This is a genomic window from Syntrophales bacterium (assembly GCA_023229765.1).
Classification (GTDB): domain Bacteria; phylum Desulfobacterota; class Syntrophia; order Syntrophales; family UBA5619; genus DYTH01.
Genome location: JALNYO010000012.1, coordinates 1 through 20,093, shown reverse-complemented (window position 1 = coordinate 20,093; position 20,093 = coordinate 1). Strand labels below are relative to the sequence as shown.

General features: G+C 51.2%; 10 protein-coding genes. 4 read left to right on the top strand and 6 right to left on the bottom strand.

Annotated elements, in window-relative coordinates; translation table 11 throughout:
• Position 1: 1 nt before the first annotated feature.
• Entirely contained in the window at positions 2–1,168 is a 1,167-nt protein-coding gene (locus M0P74_08300; protein ID MCK9363583.1) for an acetyl-CoA acetyltransferase, read from the bottom strand.
• A gap of 307 nt (positions 1,169–1,475) precedes the next feature.
• On the opposite strand from M0P74_08300, the gene M0P74_08295 reads away from it, so the two are divergent.
• The 3 genes from M0P74_08295 to M0P74_08285 all read left to right on the top strand — a co-directional run bounded on the left by M0P74_08295 (position 1,476) and on the right by M0P74_08285 (position 4,970).
• Positions 1,476–2,315 carry a formate dehydrogenase accessory protein FdhE gene (locus M0P74_08295; protein ID MCK9363582.1) on the top strand — a complete coding sequence of 280 codons (840 nt, stop codon included), beginning with the start codon at positions 1,476–1,478 and terminating at the stop codon, positions 2,313–2,315.
• A gap of 344 nt (positions 2,316–2,659) precedes the next feature.
• Positions 2,660–3,352 (top strand): endonuclease III, encoded by a 693-nt coding sequence (locus M0P74_08290; protein MCK9363581.1) that lies wholly within the window; start codon positions 2,660–2,662, stop codon positions 3,350–3,352.
• 343 nt (positions 3,353–3,695) lie between these two features.
• Entirely contained in the window at positions 3,696–4,970 is a 1,275-nt protein-coding gene (locus M0P74_08285) for a hypothetical protein (protein ID MCK9363580.1), read from the top strand.
• A gap of 86 nt (positions 4,971–5,056) precedes the next feature.
• On the opposite strand, the gene M0P74_08280 is transcribed toward M0P74_08285, so the two are convergent.
• The 5 genes from M0P74_08280 to M0P74_08260 form a co-directional block, all read right to left on the bottom strand.
• Positions 5,057–9,298 carry a PEP-utilizing enzyme gene (locus M0P74_08280; GenBank protein ID MCK9363579.1) on the bottom strand — a complete coding sequence of 1,414 codons (4,242 nt, stop codon included), beginning with the start codon at positions 9,296–9,298 and terminating at the stop codon, positions 5,057–5,059.
• A gap of 277 nt (positions 9,299–9,575) precedes the next feature.
• Positions 9,576–13,745, bottom strand: a complete 4,170-nt coding sequence (locus tag M0P74_08275) for a translocation/assembly module TamB domain-containing protein (GenBank protein MCK9363578.1) — start codon at positions 13,743–13,745, stop codon at positions 9,576–9,578.
• A complete protein-coding gene (locus M0P74_08270; protein ID MCK9363577.1) occupies positions 13,742–15,505 on the bottom strand; it encodes an autotransporter assembly complex protein TamA in 1,764 nt (587 codons plus the stop codon). The genes M0P74_08275 and M0P74_08270 overlap by 4 nt, the downstream gene beginning before the upstream one ends.
• A 100-nt stretch (positions 15,506–15,605) precedes the next feature.
• Positions 15,606–17,252 (bottom strand): phosphoglucomutase (alpha-D-glucose-1,6-bisphosphate-dependent), encoded by a 1,647-nt coding sequence (pgm, locus tag M0P74_08265; protein MCK9363576.1) that lies wholly within the window; start codon positions 17,250–17,252, stop codon positions 15,606–15,608.
• Between the two features lie 344 nt (positions 17,253–17,596).
• The gene (locus M0P74_08260; GenBank protein MCK9363575.1) at positions 17,597–18,580 is read right to left on the bottom strand and encodes an integron integrase; all 984 of its coding nucleotides are present in this window, start codon (positions 18,578–18,580) and stop codon (positions 17,597–17,599) included.
• Between the two features lie 783 nt (positions 18,581–19,363).
• Between M0P74_08260 and M0P74_08255 the strand changes: the two genes are divergently transcribed.
• A complete protein-coding gene (locus M0P74_08255) occupies positions 19,364–19,771 on the top strand; it encodes a bacteriohemerythrin (GenBank protein ID MCK9363574.1) in 408 nt (135 codons plus the stop codon).
• Positions 19,772–20,093 lie beyond the last annotated feature (322 nt).

The following is a 20,093-nucleotide window of genomic DNA, read 5'->3' as shown; positions in this document are numbered from 1 at the left end:
TCTACCTCCCCAAAATGGTGACGTTCCCGTAAAGACCGACGCCGCCTATGTTATGCACCAGACCAATCTCCGGATCCTTTACCTGCATTCCCCCCGCCTCGCCTCTAAGTTGCAGGACGATTGTCCTTATCTGAGAACCGCCTGTGGCGCCGATGGGATGGCCCTTGGAGAGCAGTCCGCCGTCCACATTCACGGGGATGCTTCCCTCTTTGTAGGTTTCCTTGCTGCGGATCAGGTCTCTTCCCTCCCCTGGTTTGGCGAAGCCGAGGTCTTCGTAGGCCATCATCTCGGCAATGGTAAAGCAATCGTGAACTTCCGCCACATCAACATCTTTGGCGGTGATGCCGGCCATCTTGTAGGCCTGCGCAGCAGACGCACGCGCGGCGGCAAGACCGGAAAAGGAGTCGCGTCCCGCCATGTTTACCGGCGCGGTTGCCGAGCCAAGTCCCATGATCCAGACGGGTTTTTTGCAAAATGCCCGCGCCTTTTCCTCATTGGCCACAATCACGCAGGAACTGCCGTCCGCGTTGGCGCAGCAGTCTCCCACCCGCAAAGGGGTGGCCACGGGACCGGCCATGGGGCTATCGGGCTGGGAAAACATTTCCAGCGTCACGCCCTTACGATACACGGCCTTCTCGTTATCCTGACCGTAGGTTCCTGATTTAACTCGAATCAAGGCCAGATCCTCGGAGGTTGTCCCATATTTTGCCATGTGCGCCTGGGCATGCATGGCGTAGTATGCCGGCATCATGGTACCGAAGGGGCTTTCCCACTGAATGTCGGCACCGCGCCCCATTCGCTCCTGGGATTCGGCGGAAGAGATTTCCGACATTTTTTGAAAGCCGATCACCGCCACCACGTCGTGCAATCCGGAAGCAACGAGTGCGTAGGCCATTCTCAAACCCATGCTGCTCGATGAACAGAGGCTTTCCACGTAAAATGTCGGCTGGGGGTTAAGACCGAGATACTCGGCCAGAACACCGGCAGGCGAGCGCTGTTTGTCGTATTCCGGCGCGGAACAAATGATGGACGCGCCAATGTCGGCAGTTTTTATTTTGACGTCCTGCATGGCCTCCTTAAAACCCTCGAAGGCCAACTCTCTGATCGATCCGGGATAACTCCGGACGAAGGTACTTTGTCCAACACCTATGATTGCAACCTTTCCCATAATTCCTCCTGACGTTTTATTTCCGATATTCTTACTGCTTGGGTTCAAGGGCCTTTACCAGGAAGCGGATTATTGTATTATAGGGCGTTTCTATCCCGGCTCTCTGCCCATACAAAGATGAACTTCCCATCCATGAAATCCACCTCCCGTAATCGTTTATATTATGATAGCCGCCAGAGTCAATAAAGAAAAACCCTAAGGAATGTCAAGAAAAAAACGCTCGCTTCCTTCAAATATCTCTTGAACCTGCGATAGAAAGGATGTATAAACTTCAGCGGTAAAGAAAAAAACAAGGGAGATCAACAACATGGCCACTATCTTAAAAGACTCTTTACGGACGATCCAAAGTCATCGCTCCTTGAATCCCCAATATGCAGAGCTGCTTGATATACTGGAAGAGATTCTGATCCTGCGCGAGGAATACCGGCGCCGGATACAGAAGGAAATATTCGCCGTCGATGCAAAACTGATCAGGGCAAAGGTAGAGGGAGGTTTCCCGCTTATCGATTTTTCTTTCGCGGATTATGATCTTTCCGAACCACAGGATTATTTCCTTGAACTTTTAAAGATAGCGGAAAAGCGGGCGCCGGGTGAAACCAGAGAAATGGCCGCCAAAATAACCAGCGGCGAAGTCCTCTTCAACGATCTCATCTACGAATCGTTCAACCAGGGGCCGGAAGAAAATGAATTGGAAAAAGCCGGAGAGGAGGATGCCTCGTTCGACCTGGTGGAACTTTTCATCGAAGAGAGCCTGCGACCGGCCCTCGAAATAGTCGCATCCGCCTATGGCAAAACAATCAGCAAAATCGGCTGGCAGGAGGGCTATTGCCCTGTTTGCGGTCGGGAGCCAAAAATCGGCGAAGTCAGGGGCGAAGCGGAAAACCGCTATCTTTTCTGCAATCAGTGCGGATTCGAATGGCAGTATGAGGCGATCAAATGCCCCTTCTGCGGGAATGAGGAGCAACAGACCCTCGCCTATTTTACCATTGAAGGCGATGAACACTATCGGGTGGACGTCTGCAATAAATGCAAGCGCTACATAAAGATGGTTGACTTCCGCCACACGAACAAGAAAGTGGACCTGGACGTCGAAGACATTGCGACCCTCCATCTGGACATGCTGGCCAACGACGAAGGTTATGAATAGGGTTTACGGTTGGCGGTTTACGGTTGACGGTTCACGGTTCACGGTTGACGGTTGACGGTTCACGGTTGACGGTTGACGGTTCACGGTTGACGGTTTACGGTTGACGGTTCACGGTTGACGGTTGACGGTTTGCAGTCGGCAAAGACTTGGGCCTGAGATGCAATTATGATGCTCTCGTCAAAAGTCGTCATACCGTCGAAAGACGGTATCCAGTGCTTTTGTAACACCTTGAAATATCTGGATTCCTGTTTTCACCGGAATGACGATTCCTGGGCATTTTTCACTTTTGACGAGTTCGTCAATTATGAGTTGTTCAATTAAGTAAAAACCGTAAACGGAGAATCGTGAACGGTTATGAACCGGACAATCGAGCGGGGGTTATGGGCAATATCGCCATAGGAACCATCATCGGACTGATTGAGGAGGCGCTCGAAAAAAAGGAGCTGCCGATTGTTACAAAACTGGCGGAGGAACATCGCGACCCCTTTGAAATACTTATCTCGACCCTGCTTAGCCTGCGCACGAAAGACGAGGTAACCGCGCTTGCGACCGCAAGACTCTTTTCCCTCGCCCAAACTCCTTCTGCAATGGCGGCGCTGACAAAAGAGGAGATAAGGAAGGCGATCTACCCGGTTGGCTTCTACCGAAACAAAACGGAAACTATTCACGAAGTCTGCCTGACGCTGATTGACCGTTACGCCTCCCTGGTTCCGGACAGCATTGAGGAACTCCTCACGATGCGCGGGGTCGGAAGAAAAACGGCCAATCTCGTCGTTGCCCTCGGCTTCAACGGACCGGGTATCTGCGTGGACATACACGTGCACCGGATCTCCAATCGCCTCGGGTATGTGCATACAAAGAACCCGGAGGAAACAGAGTTTGCCCTCCGGAAAAAGCTGCCGAAGCAGTACTGGATAAAGTACAACACGCTGATGGTCTCCTTTGGGAGAAACATCTGCCGGCCCGTTTCGCCAATCTGCAGCATCTGTCCTGTTTCTGACTACTGCCGCCTGGTCGGCGTAACGAAAAGCCGTTGAAACAATTATGACGGCACACCGTCATAAAGAAGGATGAAAGAGTAATCATTATAAATCAACAGCTTATGAGCCAATTGCAAAACGTTTTGTGAACATTAAACTTCGTTTTGTCATGCCCGAGTGTTTTTGTCGGGCATCCATGATTCAAGGCCGTTACATGCTGGATTTCCGCCCAGAGTTTACCCCCGCGCAGGCGGGGGCGGAAATGACAGACTTGCGAGTTTTGCAATTGTCTCTTATGCATGCATTTTCGGGTGAAAAAGTCCCGGGTCCTCAAGACCCGGATAAACACAGCCGTTTTGTTCTCTTCAACCATTTTTATTAAAAGAAAGGATGGTCGCTTATGAGTCAGGTGGAGGTTTTTGAAAATAGGAAGCCGGTTCTGGGAATAAACAGTTTGGGGAGAATAGGGAAACTTACGCTCTGGCACCATATCGGAAGAAAATATTTTCAGGAAATCGTCGTCAATTTGGGGCGGGAGGCCGGTACCGGGCTTGCCGCTGTTGCCCAGACGATCGAAAAAGACGCGACCTACGGGCCCATCCACAAATTCCTGTACGGCATCAAGGCGGAAAGGATTGTCAAAATTGTCGATGACAAGAAGGGGGAACTTCTGATCGACGGCATCCCGGTAAAAATTCTGCGCACGGCGAGAAATCCCTCTGAAATTGCCTGGCGGGACTGCGGCGCCGATGTTGTTGTGGACTGTACCGGAAAATTTCAGGATCCGACGCTGCCGGCGGACGAAAAAAACGGCTCCCTGCGCGGCCACCTTGCCGGAGGGGCAAAGGTTGTCATAAACTCCTCGGCGTTCAAAATTAAAAATAAGGCTCTGCCGATGCCGGGCGAAGCGGTAACAATGATTTACGGCATCAACCATACCGCATTTGACCATAAAAAACACCAGCTTGTCTCCGCGGCATCCTGCACGACCACGGGTCTGGCGCACATGCTGAAACCACTTCTGGAAGAGGAGGCGACCAGCAGAATCCTCACCGCCTCGATGTCAACGATTCATGCGGTAACCAATACGCAGAGCATCCTCGACAAGACGCCGAAGGCCGGTGAAAAGGACCTTCGCAAAAACCGCAGCACGTTGAACAACATCATCCTGACTTCCACCAATGCCGCCGAAGCCCTGATCCAGGTAATCCCGGAGGTAAAAGACATCGGTTTCATGGCGGATTCGATCCGGGTGCCGACGACTACTGAATCCCTGATCGTCCTGAACATAACCTTTCCGGCGCCTAAAAACGGCGGTGCAACCCCGCTCAACCGGGACAGCCTCAACGACATCTATAAAAGGGCATTTGCCAATGATCCCGAACACCTGGTTGTCTATTCGGAGGAGCAGAACGTGCCCACCGACTTGATCGGCATGGACGCCGCCATCGTCATCGAGGGGCAGTTCAACCATACCCGGACGGCCTTTATCGATTTCGATCTATCGGACATCCCCAATCTGCCGGCGGCGGTTCATGAAGCGCTGGAGGAAAAGAATGTTCGCATTCCGGTAATTCACGCGAAGATCTTCGGATGGTACGACAACGAATACGGCAGCTACACCAACCGCCTCGGCGATCTGACGACATACATTCACAAGAATCTGAATCTCTAAGCGGTAAAAAAGAAAAGCGCGAGGCTTGAACCAAGTCAAGCCTCGCGCTTTTTTATGCAAAAAACCCGGTGGGTCATCTTCCGGCATTACCCAGTTTTGATGGCGTGCCTTCCCATATAAACGGCGCCGGTCCAGCCGTCGATACTGATGAAATCCCCGCCGTGGATTGTCTTGCCGTCCACCTTGCTGTAACCCTCCGCCTCATAGACGCGCAGTTTGCTGAAACCGACTACGCCAACCTTTTTGAGCTGGGGGATAGTAACGGCCGCATGGGAAGTGCCGCCGCCGCGCGCCGTGAGAATGCCGTCGGCCTTCAGAATAATGCCGACATCGTCGGGAACCGTATCGGGGCGGATCAAAATGAGGGCTGTGCCCGGATCGCTGGCGCGGAAATGCTGTATCTCTTCTTCGGTATATACCGCCCTGCCGGTCAGGGCGCCTCCGCTTACCCCGATGCCGGCGCCCAGACAGGACTGGTCGAGAGCGCTGTCGCTTAAAAAGATCCGGGTATGTCCGTTTTCCCGCTGCACCATATCGCGCGTCTGGAGTATATAGAGGCCTTCTTTAGGCGAATCTTCAAAGGTAAATTCGATCTCCTGATGATTGTAACCCTTTTCATAAATCAATAATTCCGCAATCCGCACCAGTTCCTTGTATATTTCCGGGAATTTGGTCTGCAACGATATCGCGGCTTCCCTTTTTTCGGCGATGCGCTGTTTTTCGGAGACAGGAAAAGTCTCCACAAGACCGGAAACGATATCGTCTCCCTGGACGCAGAAGATAAAATCTCCGTTTATGGAAACATCCTGCGATGCGCCTTTCGGGTCGCGCGTAAAAATGACGCCGGATCCGGAATTTTCATGCAGATTGCCGAATACCATCGCCTGAACCAGCACAGCGGTTCCCCATGCATCGGAAAGGCGCGCCTGATGGCGGTAAATCCGCGCCTGTTCGGAATTCCAAGACGCGAAGACCTCAATTACTGCGTGATGCAACTGCTCATAGGGATTCTCCGGAATTTTTATACCCCGCTTCAGAATGGCGTCTTTGTAGGACAGGGCAAGCTGCTTCATCTGCGCCGGCTCGAATTGAAACTTCTTCGCCACCTTGTGGCTTGCCTTGTAACTGTTGATGATTTCATCGAAGATGTTTCTTTCCAGCCCCCGGAACATGCCCCATGTCTGCAAAAAACGCCGGTAAGAATCCCAGGCCGCCCACTGGTGCTGATTTTTTTGCGCCAGCCCCTCGGCAATCTTTTCATTGATGCCGACATTGAGAAAAGACCTCATCATCCCCGGCAGCGAGATGGTCGCCCCGCTGCGTACCGAAAAGAGGAGCGGATTGGCCGGATTGCCGAATATCTTGCCGGTCACCCGTTCCATCTCCTTGATTTCCTGGTAAACTCTCAATTCAAGGTCTTTATAGATACTTTTATGTCCCATGACGCCTTCATAGCCACGGAACACCTCGGTAGTAATGACAAATCCGGGAGGAACAGGGAGATTCAGCGAAATCAGCTCTTTTAACAGATAAGCCTTGTTTCCTATCATGATCTGGTTGTCCACCCTCTTGTTTTTCAGATACAAAGAGGATATCGCCAGCTCCGGCGTATAGGCCATGACCTGATTAAGAATGTTCCTGTTATCCTTGAATTTTTCCAGCTCTCCGCTTAGCGCGCCAATTATTTTATTGACAAAACCGTCCAGAGACTGCATCCCGAAAGCAGAAGAAATGATTGAGCGGGTAAAACTCTCCGAAGATTGATAAAACCTTTCCGCATCATTGAGTTTCTGAACATCCTCGTCGTTGCCCTTGCCTGCCTTGGCAAGCTGATTGACAATCACGACAAGATTCGCGTGGTGAACATCGATATAGTAATCACGGGCGATATCCTGAATGCCTCTGGCAATAAACTGAAAAATATCAAAATATTGTTCAATGGTAAATTGCCTTATCTGCAAGGCGCTGGTAAGCAGCTTAAGTTTCCCGACCAGCCCCTCCGTAGCCACACCGTCTAAATCGAGGGCCTTCATATACAGCCACAGGTATTTATGGATTTTGATCAGGGTGCTTTTGGTTATGAATTTCAGATTGAGCGATTCCAGCAGCCGCTCAAAAAGAAGAACGGCAAAACTCTCCAGCCGGAAAGTCAGCCCCATAGCCTCGAATTTCTCTTCGCGGTAGGTTCCGTACATCGAAGGAATTCCGGCGGCAACATGTCTTTTATAATATATGTTTTCAAAATATTCGGTTTTTTGCGGGGAGAGAATTCTGCCTTTCAAAACGGCGAGCATCTCCAGCACAAGGCTGAGGCAGCGGTAGCAATCTCCCCTTTCCCGGGCGCGTTTCAGGAGGATTATTTTTTCAGGATTGATAAAGGGATGATTTTCCAGCTCCCGCAGGATATCGGCATGCTGATGAAAATACTTCCGGCTGAGAAGCTGATACAAGCGGATCATCAGTTCGGCGCGCTTCTTCTCCCGGGCGCTCACTCCTGCTATTGAATTTATTTCTCTTTCTATCTTCGGAATGTCCCATTCCAGCAGCGTCTTCGTTGCACCATGTATTTCCTCAAACAATTTATTGAAGATTATGTTCAGTTCGACAAAATACTCGCCAGCGGGTGTAATTCCCTGGTAAACCTCCTCCGGAAGATGGCCTTTCAGGATTTTTTTGTCCCCGGATTGCCAGTAACGGAAAATATCCTCGATAAAGAGAACCAGCAGGCTGTTGCTTTCGACATGCGACTGCTTCCTGAGAAAATAGATAAGCCGGTCGTTTCTTGCAGAAAGCTCATCCACCTCCGTAGAGATTGTCCGGAGTTCCCCTTCGGCGCCGATTTCTCTAAAATAAATGGGAAATATGCGAAGAAGCTGCTTTATCTTGTTATAAGCCGGCAGGATATCCGAATTAAGAAGGCTGGAAATATCCTTTTGCAGAAGATCGGTATCGCTGACAAAAACACCCCCCAATTTCAGATTTATTATCAGGGCGGAAAGCAGCTTCTTGGTCCATCTTGGCTTCAGGGCAATAATCTCCAGCCAGGAACGGATGTTTTTGATATGGGCCGGGTTTACCTGTATCTGCCAATCGGCGGTTGCTCCTTTTACCGCCGGATACTGAAAACCAAAAGTCACAAGCTCTTCGATCAAATAATCGACAAGGGCATGGTTGTTCAGCAGGAAGATCTCTTTGGATAGAGTGGAGATGCAGTCAAGGGTTGAACTCTTGTATTGATCATTGGCTACTGTTTTTTTAAGAAGGATGAATATCTTATGAACAAAATCATCAGTATCATCGTTATTTTCTTCCTTCAGCGCCCTGACCAGGCACCGGTTTATCTCGGTAAAAATCACGTTGCGCTGGGCCTCAAGCCCCTCCACGCCCATCATCTTGAAAAGAAAATCAAGCTTCACCAGATAGCGGCGTCCCGCAAAAGCTTTGGACTTTTCAAGTGCATCGGCAATAGTCAGATAAACATTGGCGATCTGTGCGTAGTCGGGCAAATCAAGAAATCCCTCGATTTTCTCACCGGCACTCACCTCTGACTGTTGCAGCTCCTCAAGGCGAGAACTGATTCTGGCCAGCTTTTTGTGCGAAAGCGGCTCAAGCAGCTCGCGATAGGAAGCGATTGCTTCAGCGCTTTCTCCCGCCGTCGTAAACCAGTATGCCGGATCCGGCTGCTCCAGCCAATACGAATAGGCGGCCTTTAAAGAAAAAAACAGGATTTTAGCTGCATCATCTTTTAAGCTCGCTGTTATCTGCTTCTCAAGAATCGCTTGGACCATGGCTTTGGCGTATCCGGATGACTTTTTGAAAAAACTGCCATGCGTTGACGATAGATCGGCAAGGCGGCTAAGCAGCCGCGCCAGCAAAGGGATGTTCCTTTCTATGAGTTTCCCGCTCTTTTCGAGAATGGTATTGAGATATTCAAGACAGTAGCGGACCGCGCAGACCTTTATTGCTTCGCCCCCCACCGCAGAGGTGATTACGTCAAGATAAATGTCGGCAAAGGCCTGAAGCGCCTGCAAACCTTTCTCGTGACTATTGAAATAATTGAAATCACTTGTGGACAACACCCTCAACTGTTGCAGCAGATATCCCCAGTTCACGAACGGATGATGAAGCTCCTGAAGCATCTCCTCCGTGCGCTTGCCCACCACGGTGTGACTCTTGGCAACGGCCAGCAGTTCACCATAACGGTCCGGAATTGCAACAGTCGACCTGGTCCTTTCCAGATTGATCTCAAGGGCAGTCAAGACCCTTTTATCAACATTAAGCTCCGCTTTGTGAACATTAAGCTCCGCTTTCTCTTCGTTCTCTTTCATGCTTTGAGACTACTTCAAGACAAAAAATATTGCAATTTGTAACTTTAAACCGGAAAATATTTTTATTGCATATCCATGCGCATTTAGGGTATTAAAACCATCAGCCGCGATTTTAAAAAAGATAAAAAGGAGGAAGAGTCATGGGTAAGGATAAAGATGTCAAAAAAGATACAAAGAAAAAGCCCAGTAAATCCCTGAAAGAGAAAAAAGACGCCAAAAAATTGAAAAAGGCGGGAAAAACGGCGATCTGATTTTCTCGGCGGCGGTCGGTGATTTATCATTTGAAATCTATCTTGTAATAGAGATCAGCGCCGCTTTCGGTTCCCGTTACCGTCTCGATCTGCCATCTTTCGCTGATGCTGTAACGGAGGCTGAAAATATTGTTGCCGGTGAACAGCGACCTTCCATAGCTCAAATACAACTGGGGCGTAAGATACTTCCCTACGGCAACAATGGTGTCGGCGGCATCGTTGACCTTGCCTGACCCATCCCCGGCAGGCAGAATACCCCCGTTTATTTTTTTATAACCAATGCTCCCCGCCAGTCCACTGTTTTTAGACTGTATATCAAGGGTGCTCAAACCGAATTGTTTTTTCAGTTTATCCTGGATGCCCGAGGCCTTTCCCCGGGAAAGAAGCAAACCGGCAGCCTGCGCCAACACGCCGATCTGCTCGGCATTACTTCGGCTGGAAAGCGGATGGCCGAAAACGACATAGGAGAGGATATCGACGTCGGACATGGCCGGTTCCGAATATAGCTTGATCACCGGCGTCCTCAAGAGCCCCCCGATCGTAACGCCCGCCTTTACATCCACTACCGAACGAAGAGCAAGAATATCAAGCGCCGGTTGATTTATCGGTCCCCCGTCATAGAAAAGACGTCCCCGCACGATCTGCAAAGACACGCCATAGGTCTTATAACTCCCCTCAACCACTCGGATCTCGCCTCTGCTGGTGATTGCTTCAAGTCTCTGAAATTCCAGATCGATGCTGCCGGCCAGCTTAGCATCTATTCCCTTCATCCTGACCAGCGCACGGTCGCCCAGCGTCAGACGCACCTTTGCATCAAAAACCGGCATGAAGGTTTTCCCCTCGCTTTGTTGCTTTCCGGCAAAGACAACATCGGAACTCGGCAGGATGAAATTTCCCGCCGGCGGGCCGAAAATTAGCAATTCAGGAAGTTTCACTTCGCCCCTGATAGTCAGCTTTTCCGGAGTGCCGCTGAAAGTCAGGCTCGGTGCGGCCCGCACCTGCAGTTCCGGGGTATAGACAACCTGAAAATCGTTTCCCTCGAGGGATCCCTCATAGCCGACCACACGCCGCCCGGCAATTCTGATGAGGCCTTTCCCTTTGATTATGCCAGATCCAGACTTGGCGTAAAACGACTCTACCCGGACAAGATTATTTTCCAGGCCCAGAGAAAGATTGACATCTTTAACGTCAATACCCGCCGAGGGAAGGTAAGCCCCGGCCTTGGCCACGGTCACCCGCCCGCGGCTGAGCGGATTTTCCCAGCTCCCCTCGACAACCACGTTTGCGTCTATCTCGCCATGGCTTTCTTTTATCAATCCCGGAAACTGGAATGACAACAATCCCTTTTCCTTGAATCTGCCGTTCAGAGAAACAAAAAGCGGTCCCTTTTTATCGAAAGCTGCCGGCAGCGCGGCCTCAACCGGCAGGCGGAAGCTCCCCTTCAGATTCCCATAATCAACAAGTCGCGCGGAGAGATTGCCGTTCAGCGTCTTTTCCTGCCAATCCCATGATAAGGAGGCAGAGCGAAAATTCGCGTTTATCTCCCCATCCTTCTTCCGATAACTGATTTTGCCCTCACTTGCGCCGACGGGCGGAGACAGAGAGGCGGCGCCTCTTAAAGATAAGCGTCTCCCCGAAAGAAGATTGCCGTTCGCAGTTCCCGCCAGGATTCCCGCCAGGTTCACGTTTTCCGGCAGTAAAAAACGAAAAAATTCAGAATTTATATCAGTCCATTGCGCCTTAAATTCGCCTGTCTCCGGCAACGAAAAATTAAACGGCGCCGTCGCTGAAAAATCGGCGCTTAAAAGTCCACCGCCTTCCGGAGAAATTTCCACTGATGCGTTTATCCCCTGCTCGCTTCCATTGAAACGGGCAGAACCCTTTGGTACTCTGAATTGTGTTCCCTCTATGGTGACGCTTCCTGTTGCTTCAGCAAGGCCGGTCAGATGAACCGAAGTCGGTCGGCCCTGGATCCCTCGGCTGCTCCACGCAAACTCCGCCAGCGGAAAATGAAGGTCAAGGGTCTCCGCTTTTTGCTGCCACTTTATCGTTCCTGCGGCGACGGATGCCTGTCCGGCTGTCTCGAGATGCCCATCGGCAAGGATTTTTCCGTTCATTTTTCCGGTGATTAATCCGCCATACTTAAATTCCTTTTTAAGCTCCTTTGGCAGCAGAAAACCAAAATGTTTAACGTTCAACCCTGTCCAAACGGCGCCGAAAAAGCCCCCACTCGGCTCTTTGGTGAATTCGCCTTTAATTTCGATCCGTTCTTGTTCGTCACCCGTTAAAATTACCGGGGAAATTGTGATTTTTCGAGAGCTCACGGCCACGGAAGCAGGCTGGATGAGTTTCCACGCTCCGACCTCATCCCGGCCTGCAATGCTCTCAACTCTTCCCTGCCACAGCCGGTCATGCAGCCCCCCCGTTAAAGAAGCCAGCAGCACTGTTTTTTTCATTTTGAGCGACGCGGCTATTTCATGACGAGAGACGGCGCCATCCACCTTCAACGTGCCGGAATCAATATGCAAATCTTTATAGACAATATTTTTCATACTGGCGTTCAGAAAAAGCGGGGCTTCCTTTTTACTCCCCAGATAGCCATCCAGCTCCGCTTTTTCGATTTTGACTTCACCAAAGCTGATCTTCCGGCCTCTGCCCGTTGCCGCGCCGGACAGTTGGCTGTCAGAGTAACGAACGTGGCCATTGAGGTCAAGCTTTCCCGCCGCCCCGGGGACAAGCTGCCCCAAATCGTCTATCTTGGCTGCGAAATTCAGTTTGTCAGCAATTGAACCCGAACCCCTGACGGTAAAACCGCTCCCCTTCAGAGTCAGTTTTTCTACATTGATATCGCCAGCTCCGAAGCGCGCCTTGACCTCTCCCTGCAAAAGCTGATTCTGCAGGCGGCTTTCCCGAAGCCTGCCCTTCAGCGAGCCCCTTGGCTTGCCGTCATTTTCCCACGCTACATCGCCGGCAAGATCAAAGTTTATCAGTCCCTCCCAGTCCGCATTGAAACCAGCCGGATCGAGGTCTTTGCCGCGCAGGGACCCTTTCAGGTGAAACCCCTGCTGCCAGTCCATTGCCGCCTTTCCCTGAACATTGCCGGCCAAAAGGGCGGCGGATACTGCATTTACCTCAAGCGCCCGCTCACTTCCCCGGTACTCCCCTGTTGCCACAGCTTTTTGCCATCCCTGTTTATTGTTTTCGAGGGTAAAAGCGCCGTGGTAACGCGCAGGGGTTCCGTCCAGCGTAATCGACCCTTTAATGTTCGTGGGAATTTTTAGCGCGGTGGCCAGATCAACATCGGCCAGTAACAATTTGAGCGAAAATACGGGCGCATCGGCAGTCAACAGAACGCTTCCCCCGCCGGTGATCGCGCCTTTCCCGTCGAACCAGCTAAGCCGAAAATTCCTCAAATTAAACGATTTCAAGGTCATCCCGACATCTCCGGCCAGCTCCAGGCGCCTGACGCCCCCTGAAGAACCCGAAAGGGAAATATTCCCCGCAAGCTGCTCCGGACGGCTCCCCGGCTTAAAAAGGCCATGAGCGGAAAAGACATTCATCGCGGCGAATTGCCGCGGCGACGCAAAATCAAGGTCAAAACGCAGGGATGGCTGGTAAAATCCCGCTATTGCCTCTCCCCTGCCGCTCCCGTACGGGGTTTTAAGGATGAGATCGCTGATTGTCAGGTTGCGGTGGCGCCACAACACCGAACTCTCAACCGACATGTCCTTCAGCAGCAGACCTCGGGAGGGAGCAGAATATGAAATATCGTCAATTTGCAGCTTCTTAACGGAAACATCCAATACCGACATAATCCCGGAAACCTTCGGCCATGACAGATCCGGCGCCTGCTTTTCGACACTGTTATCCTGCACTCGCACCCCGGTCAGCGTCAGGCTTTCCAGCGCCGCCATCCCCGACAAAAGCCTCCGGGGCTGAAGATGGTACTCCATGCTCTGGAGATCGACTGCAAACGGCTCGATGGTCAGATGCAGATCTTCGAGACGCAGATGATCAATGAGCCTCCCCTCTATTTTCCGGGCTGATATCTGCAACGAAGTGTGGCGGGAGATGGAAGCCAGCGCCCAGCGGGCGCCCTCCTCCGTGTAAAGAAGCCACGACGCACCCCGCCATCCGGCGGTTATCAGCGCCGCGAAGACAAGAATTATCGCTCCATAAATGGCTAATCGCTTCAAAATCCGATACCAACGGTGAAATGGATGCGCATCCCGGGATCATCCACGTTAAGCTGACGGGCTACAGAAAGATTCAGCGCCCCGACCAGCGTGTAGTAGTGCACGCCGACCCCGGCTCCCTGGGCCATTTGTAAATTACTGAATGAATCAAAGGCGTTCCCTGTATCGTAAAAAACGGAAGCGCCCCAGTTGTCCCCTATCCGCCTTTCAGCCTCCAGGCTGCCGTAAAGCAGATTTTTGCCGCCGACAACCTGGCCGCTTGCATCCGTGGGACCAAGCGACTGGTAGGCGTAACCGCGCACGCTCTGATCCCCACCGGCGAAAAAACGCAGCGACGGGGGCAAATCGCTCAAAGGATCGCGCAAAAGCGAAATCCCCGCCTTCCCCCGCGTATGGAAAAACAACCGCCACGGCAATGGTAAAATAAAACCCCCTTCGGAGATGATCTGCAGCAAGCCCATGCTTGAACCCAGCCATTGTTCCGTACCGCGCACCTCCAGTGCATAATGAAAACCCTTCTCCGGATGCGAGACGCTGTCGTAAAAATTCCCCGAAAAACGCACTCCGGGCATAACGAGGCGGGCATTCGAATCCTGAAGCCCTATTTTATAGTTCTCCTGCTGAAATTTAAGATACCCGGTCACGAGCATTTTTTTTGTCAGACTGTGGGTCTTATCAAACTCAAGGGCGGCAAATTCGCTCCTGTACGTGGAAACGTCCTCCCGCTGCAGGTTCAACTGCACTGCGTTGTAACTATTGATATCGACCTTGTCCGGAATGATGTACCCCGTTGACAGGCCCTGCAGAAACTCGGAAACATACAAATTTGCCTGCAATTCATGACCGAGATTAAGGATGTTCAGATCACGGTAACGCAAACTGAATCTCCCCCCCGTGTCCGTGCCGTAACCTATGCCCTGGCGAAGAGTCCTGCTTGCCCCCGGCTTTAGCGAAACAAGCACCGGAACCCTTGACCCCGCTGCCTCCCCTTTCTGCGGCAGGATATTTACCTCCCGGAAACGCTCGGAGTTGATGAAATTGAGCTGCGTCTCGCCTATCCGTTCGTAGGAAAACAGATCGCCCGGCCTGAACGCCAGATAACGACGCAAAAACGCCTCCGGATAGCCCGGGGCGCCTTCTATTCTTGCACTACCGAAATAATAAAGGCTCCCCGTTTCCAGTTCTAACTTTATCTGTGCGCTCAAGGCATCCTGGGCAACAAGAATCTCATGGACGGAAAAGGCCGCATCCAGATATCCCAGCTCCTGAGCTTTCGAGAACAGCTTCTCTTTGGCGTCTTCGTAGTAATGCTGAAGCAGCACATCCCCTTTCGCCAGAGGGAACAAGGCGGCCAACTCCTGCAGCGAAACTTCGGTCGCCCCCGGACCATGCAGGACGACCGACACCTCCGTCAGACGCACCGGCTCTCCCGGAGTCACGCTTACCCTGAGTAAAAACTCCCCCGGGGCCGTCTCTTCGCTCCGGACAGTTATCGCGGCATGGTAATATCCGAAGGGTTCCAGTGCCGTTTGGACCTTGCGCTCCGCCTGCTCTCCAAAACGTTTGAGCAAAAGTGGCTCAACCACCCCCTCTTCGACAAAGCCTTCCGGAAGGGCAAGGGCGGCTGTCACGTTTTTGAGAACATCCCCCTCGATCCCCTCGATGGCAACCGTCAGAGGTTCGCCGGCAAAAAGAGGCGCCGAAAACAGGAGCAGGACCATGACCAAGATTAGAGTATAGAAAGACCGGTATTTTGCCATTAACCACCCTGCCCGTAACGGGCGTAACAAACAACGAATATTACTCCGCTATCGCCTTCAAACACATTAATATTTGCAGTCATTTTTCTCTTTGCCGGCGCTATGCCTGTTTAAAGGCGCCATCCACGATAGCCGCAGCCTCTTTCACGAGCCTGTCGAGATGCTTATCGCTGACAAAACTCTCGGCGTAGATCTTGTAGATATCCTCGGTCCCCGACGGCCTGGCGGCGAACCAGCCGTTGGCGGCGACAACCTTCAGCCCCCCGATCTCGGCCTCGTTTCCCGGCGCCCGGGTAAGACGGGCCAGAATCGGCTCGCCGGCAAGCTCCTTTGCCGATACTGCCTCCGGGGAAAGATTTTTCAGCGCCTTTTTCTGCGCCGCCGTTGCCGGGGCATCAATCCTCGTTGAAAAAGCGGCGCCGAACCGATTTTCCAGATCACGGTAGAGCTCTGCCGGATCTTTTCCGGTTTTTGCCGTCATTTCCGCTGCCAAAAGACCCATGATGATCCCGTCCTTGTCGGTCGTCCAGACGGCGCCGTCTTTTCTGAGAAACGAGGCCCCCGCGCTTTCCTCGCCGCCAAAGCCATAGTCGCCGCTCAGGAGCCCCTCCACAAACCATTTGAAACCGACGGGAACCTCGCAAACCCTTCTTCCGAGAGCCGCGGCAAGACGGTCTATTATCGCGGTCGTAACGATCGTTTTTCCGATTGCCGCATCCTTTTTCCAGCGGGGGCGGTTTCCGAAGAGAAACCAGACGGCGGCGGCCAGAAAGTGATTGGGATTCATCAACCCTGCGCTTTTTGTTACGATCCCGTGCCGGTCGGCGTCGGTGTCGTTGCCGAAGGCGATATCAAAGCGATCCTTCAGCCCAACCAGGCTCTCCATCGCGTAGGGCGATGAGCAGTCCATCCGGATCTTGCCGTCCTTATCCACCGTCATGAACGAAAAGGTCGGATCGACGAGCGTGTTTACCACCTGAAGAGAAAGCCCATAGAGTTCGGCAAGCGGCGCCCAGAAATCAACCCCCGCGCCACCAAGCGGATCCACCCCTATCCGGATGCCGGAATTTCTGATTGCGTCCATATCAACAACATCAGCGAGATCGCTGATGTATGGCTGCACGTAGTCATATTCACGGATATAGCCTGAATTCAACGCCCTTGCCAGCGGCATTCTGCGAATTTTGCGGACGCCCGCAGCCAGCAGGTCATTAGCCCTTTTTTCAACAATCGCCGTCGCTCCTGTATCCGCCGGTCCGCCACTCGGAGGGTTATATTTTATTCCGCCGTCTTCCGGGGGGTTATGGGAGGGGGAGATGATCACGCCGTCGGCAAACCCGTTTTTCCTGCCGCGATTGTACGTAAGAATGGCGTGCGAAATCACGGGGGTCGGCGTGTAGCGGAAATTGCGCTGCACCATGACGGTCACCCTGCCCGCCGCGAAAACCTCGAGCGCGGTCATCAGCGCCGGTTCGGAAAGGGCGTGGGTGTCCATGCCGATGAAAAGCGGCCCTTTTATCCCTTTTTCCTTCCGGTATTCGCAAATAGACTTACATATCGCGGTTATGTGTCCCTCATTGAAACTGTTTTTTAAAGATGAACCCCGATGGCCGGAGGTGCCAAAGACCACCCGCTCGGCGGGATCGGATACATCCGGCTCACCGGTGTAGTAAGACGCGACAAGGCGCGGAATATTGGCAAGAATCGCTCTCGGCGCAATCTTGCCGGCAAGTTCATGAACACTCACTTTTCCCTCCGTATCGGGCATAAACCCCGGTTCAAAACCTTGTTCCCTGAATTACCCTGCCCTCGCAGCTCGCGTTTTCAATGCAAAACGGCCTTATTTATTATGATCTACATGTTCATGGCCTGTCTTTATACACCCGAAGCAACGGTAAATCAAACCAGACTGATTTATTTACGCAAAAATGCCCCCATTGCCTTTTCGTCACAAGCAGGAGGATATCTATTTGCAATCCTGAGATAGTGCAGCTTTGCTGTCATATTGTTGGAACCGGAAGTGTTTTTAGGCAAAGATCCGTAATATTGGAAATTTTTCCATTATGATTCGAACCCGGTCTTTTGAAGGTCTCACTGCTTTTCTTTCTGCATAAGCAGCGTATCCAGCGGGCTCTTTGGCGCTTTCGACATGTTTCTGAGAACGTGCGTATAGATCATCGTTGTTTCAACATTTTTGTGGCCGAGCAATTCCTGGACTTCCCTGATATTCACACCGTTCATCAGCAAATGAGTCGCAAAACTGTGACGCAGGGTATGGACAGTGGCGTGCTTGGGAATGCCGGCCTTCCTTACCGCGTCTGTCACAATTTTCTGAATGGAGCTGGGGCTGATATGATGGCGGCGTACCTTGCCGGAGCGCGGATCAACGGATAGAGACATGGCGGGAAAGACATACTGCCAGCGCCATTCCCTGCCTGCATTCGGATATTTTTGGGCGAGGGCATCGGGCAGATGGGCCTCGCCAAATCCTTTCGCTAAATCCTGTTCGTGGGTTTTTTTGACGGCCTCCAGATGCTCTATGAGTTTATTTTTAACCGCATCCGGAAGAATCGTCATTCTATCCTTATCGCCCTTCCCTGCCCGGACAATAATGGAATTCAATCCAAAATCAACATCCTGCACCCGCAGCCGGGCCACTTCCATCAGCCGCATGCCCGTGCCGTAGAGGATATGAACCAAAAGAAGTTCCTTGCCGGTTAAATGCTCAAGCAGACCGCGTACTTCGTTTTCTGTCAGTACGGTAGGAAGCTTGGGCCCCCTTTTGGCCCGAACGGTTTTATTGAGATCATGCAGATCGATCTTGAGAACCTCTCGAAACAAAAACAACAGCGCGTTGAAGGCCTGATTCTGAGTGGAAGACGACACCCGCTGCTTGATCGCCAGGTGGCTGAGATAATCCCGGACATCCGTTTCATCAGCGCCCAGGGTTTGCCAATCCTTATTTTTTACACTGGTCAGGTAGGCATGAAAGCGCAGAAACCAGTCTATGTAAGTCCTTTCCGTGCTGTAAGCATAATGCTTGATGCGCAATATTTCACGAATTTTTTCCTGCATTGCGTTGACGTCCTGGTATTTTTTTTCGGCTCCCGTTTCTGCCTCTGGTGAAAGTACCGCTGTATTATTCGACAGAAAATGATGAATATAAACCTTGACAGCATGATCGGCCTGCTCGAATTGCCAATCTTGCAGTTTTTCGTCTTTTTTCAAAGCCTTAAAGAACATTTGCATTCTTAAATCCAATGGTTTGTCTTGCTGTAGATTGGAAAACCGCAGGAACTTACTTGCCCAGTTGGCGTAAAAAGGGATCTGGTTTTCCGGCGCCAGTTTGCGTTGGGCAATATATTTTTGAAAATCCGGCAAAAGATCGTTATTCATATTTCCCCTATCAGTCATATAAAAAATGCGACCGTCTGTTCATTTACCAATAATCACTGATGATCCATGCTACGCTTTTGCTAATAATAAACACATTTACATGAAGTATTCAATAAATAATTATTTGACTTTTCAATAAAATTGCGCGTAGATGAACGTCAATTCAAGGATCAAATTTTGTTTAAAGCAGGGATATTAGAGGGTACGTATATTAATTGTTGCCGCCGCGCTGCGCGCGACGGCAACGGCGGAGGAAAAGGGAAAGGAACAAGTAAACCTGCTGGTCCGAAAAAGGGTGGGAAAAAGGGCGCATGCTAATCACCGAACCAGTCGTTGCAGGCGACGTTGTTCGCCGCGACGATTTTTCATAGTCCTAAACTGAGTTAAGGCAGGCAACGTGCCGGAACTCATCCGTTATATGGCATAGATTTTTACAAACCAACAACCGTAAGGAGGTTTAAGATGGCCCTGATTGATTGGAGTGACAGTCTTAGTGTAAATGTGGCAGAGATTGACCAACAGCACAAAAAACTCATAGCTATAATCAATGAGCTGAATGATGCTATGAGGATAGGGGCAGGAAAAGATGTTTTGGGAAAAATCGTGAATAGTTTAATCAGCTATGCTGCAATACATTTTAAAACAGAAGAGAAATATTTCGCCCAATTTGGATATCCAGATACAGATAATCACAAAAAAGAGCATGTTGCCTTTGTCCAAAAAGTTGCAGACTTCAAAGATGGGTTTGAAAAAAGGAAGCTATCTTTAACCATCGAAGTGATGAACTTCTTGAGTGATTGGCTGAAAAATCACATTATGAAAACTGACAAAAAATATGCTCAATTCTTTAACGAGAAGGGATTGAAGTAGGCCAGATAACAAATAAATCCAGCGGACGGCAAAAAACAGCCGTCCCTGATTTTTTCGTTGCCGCCGCGCTGCGCGCGACGGCAACGGCGGAGCTAAGCTAAAGCTTGAACGTTTTGTTGGCGCGACATATCAGGCGGATTGGGGAAGGCCTGAAGCTCCTGCCTGATAGTTGCCTGCTTGCTGATTCGCACGGCGCCAACGAATAAGGATAGATCGTGAGAGCGAAGCGAACCACGATCTTATCCTGTAGTTGGACGAGCCCGTTGGAAGTTGGCAGGGTTTTTGTATATGCAAATATCTTTTTTCGAGTGTGGGGCGGATG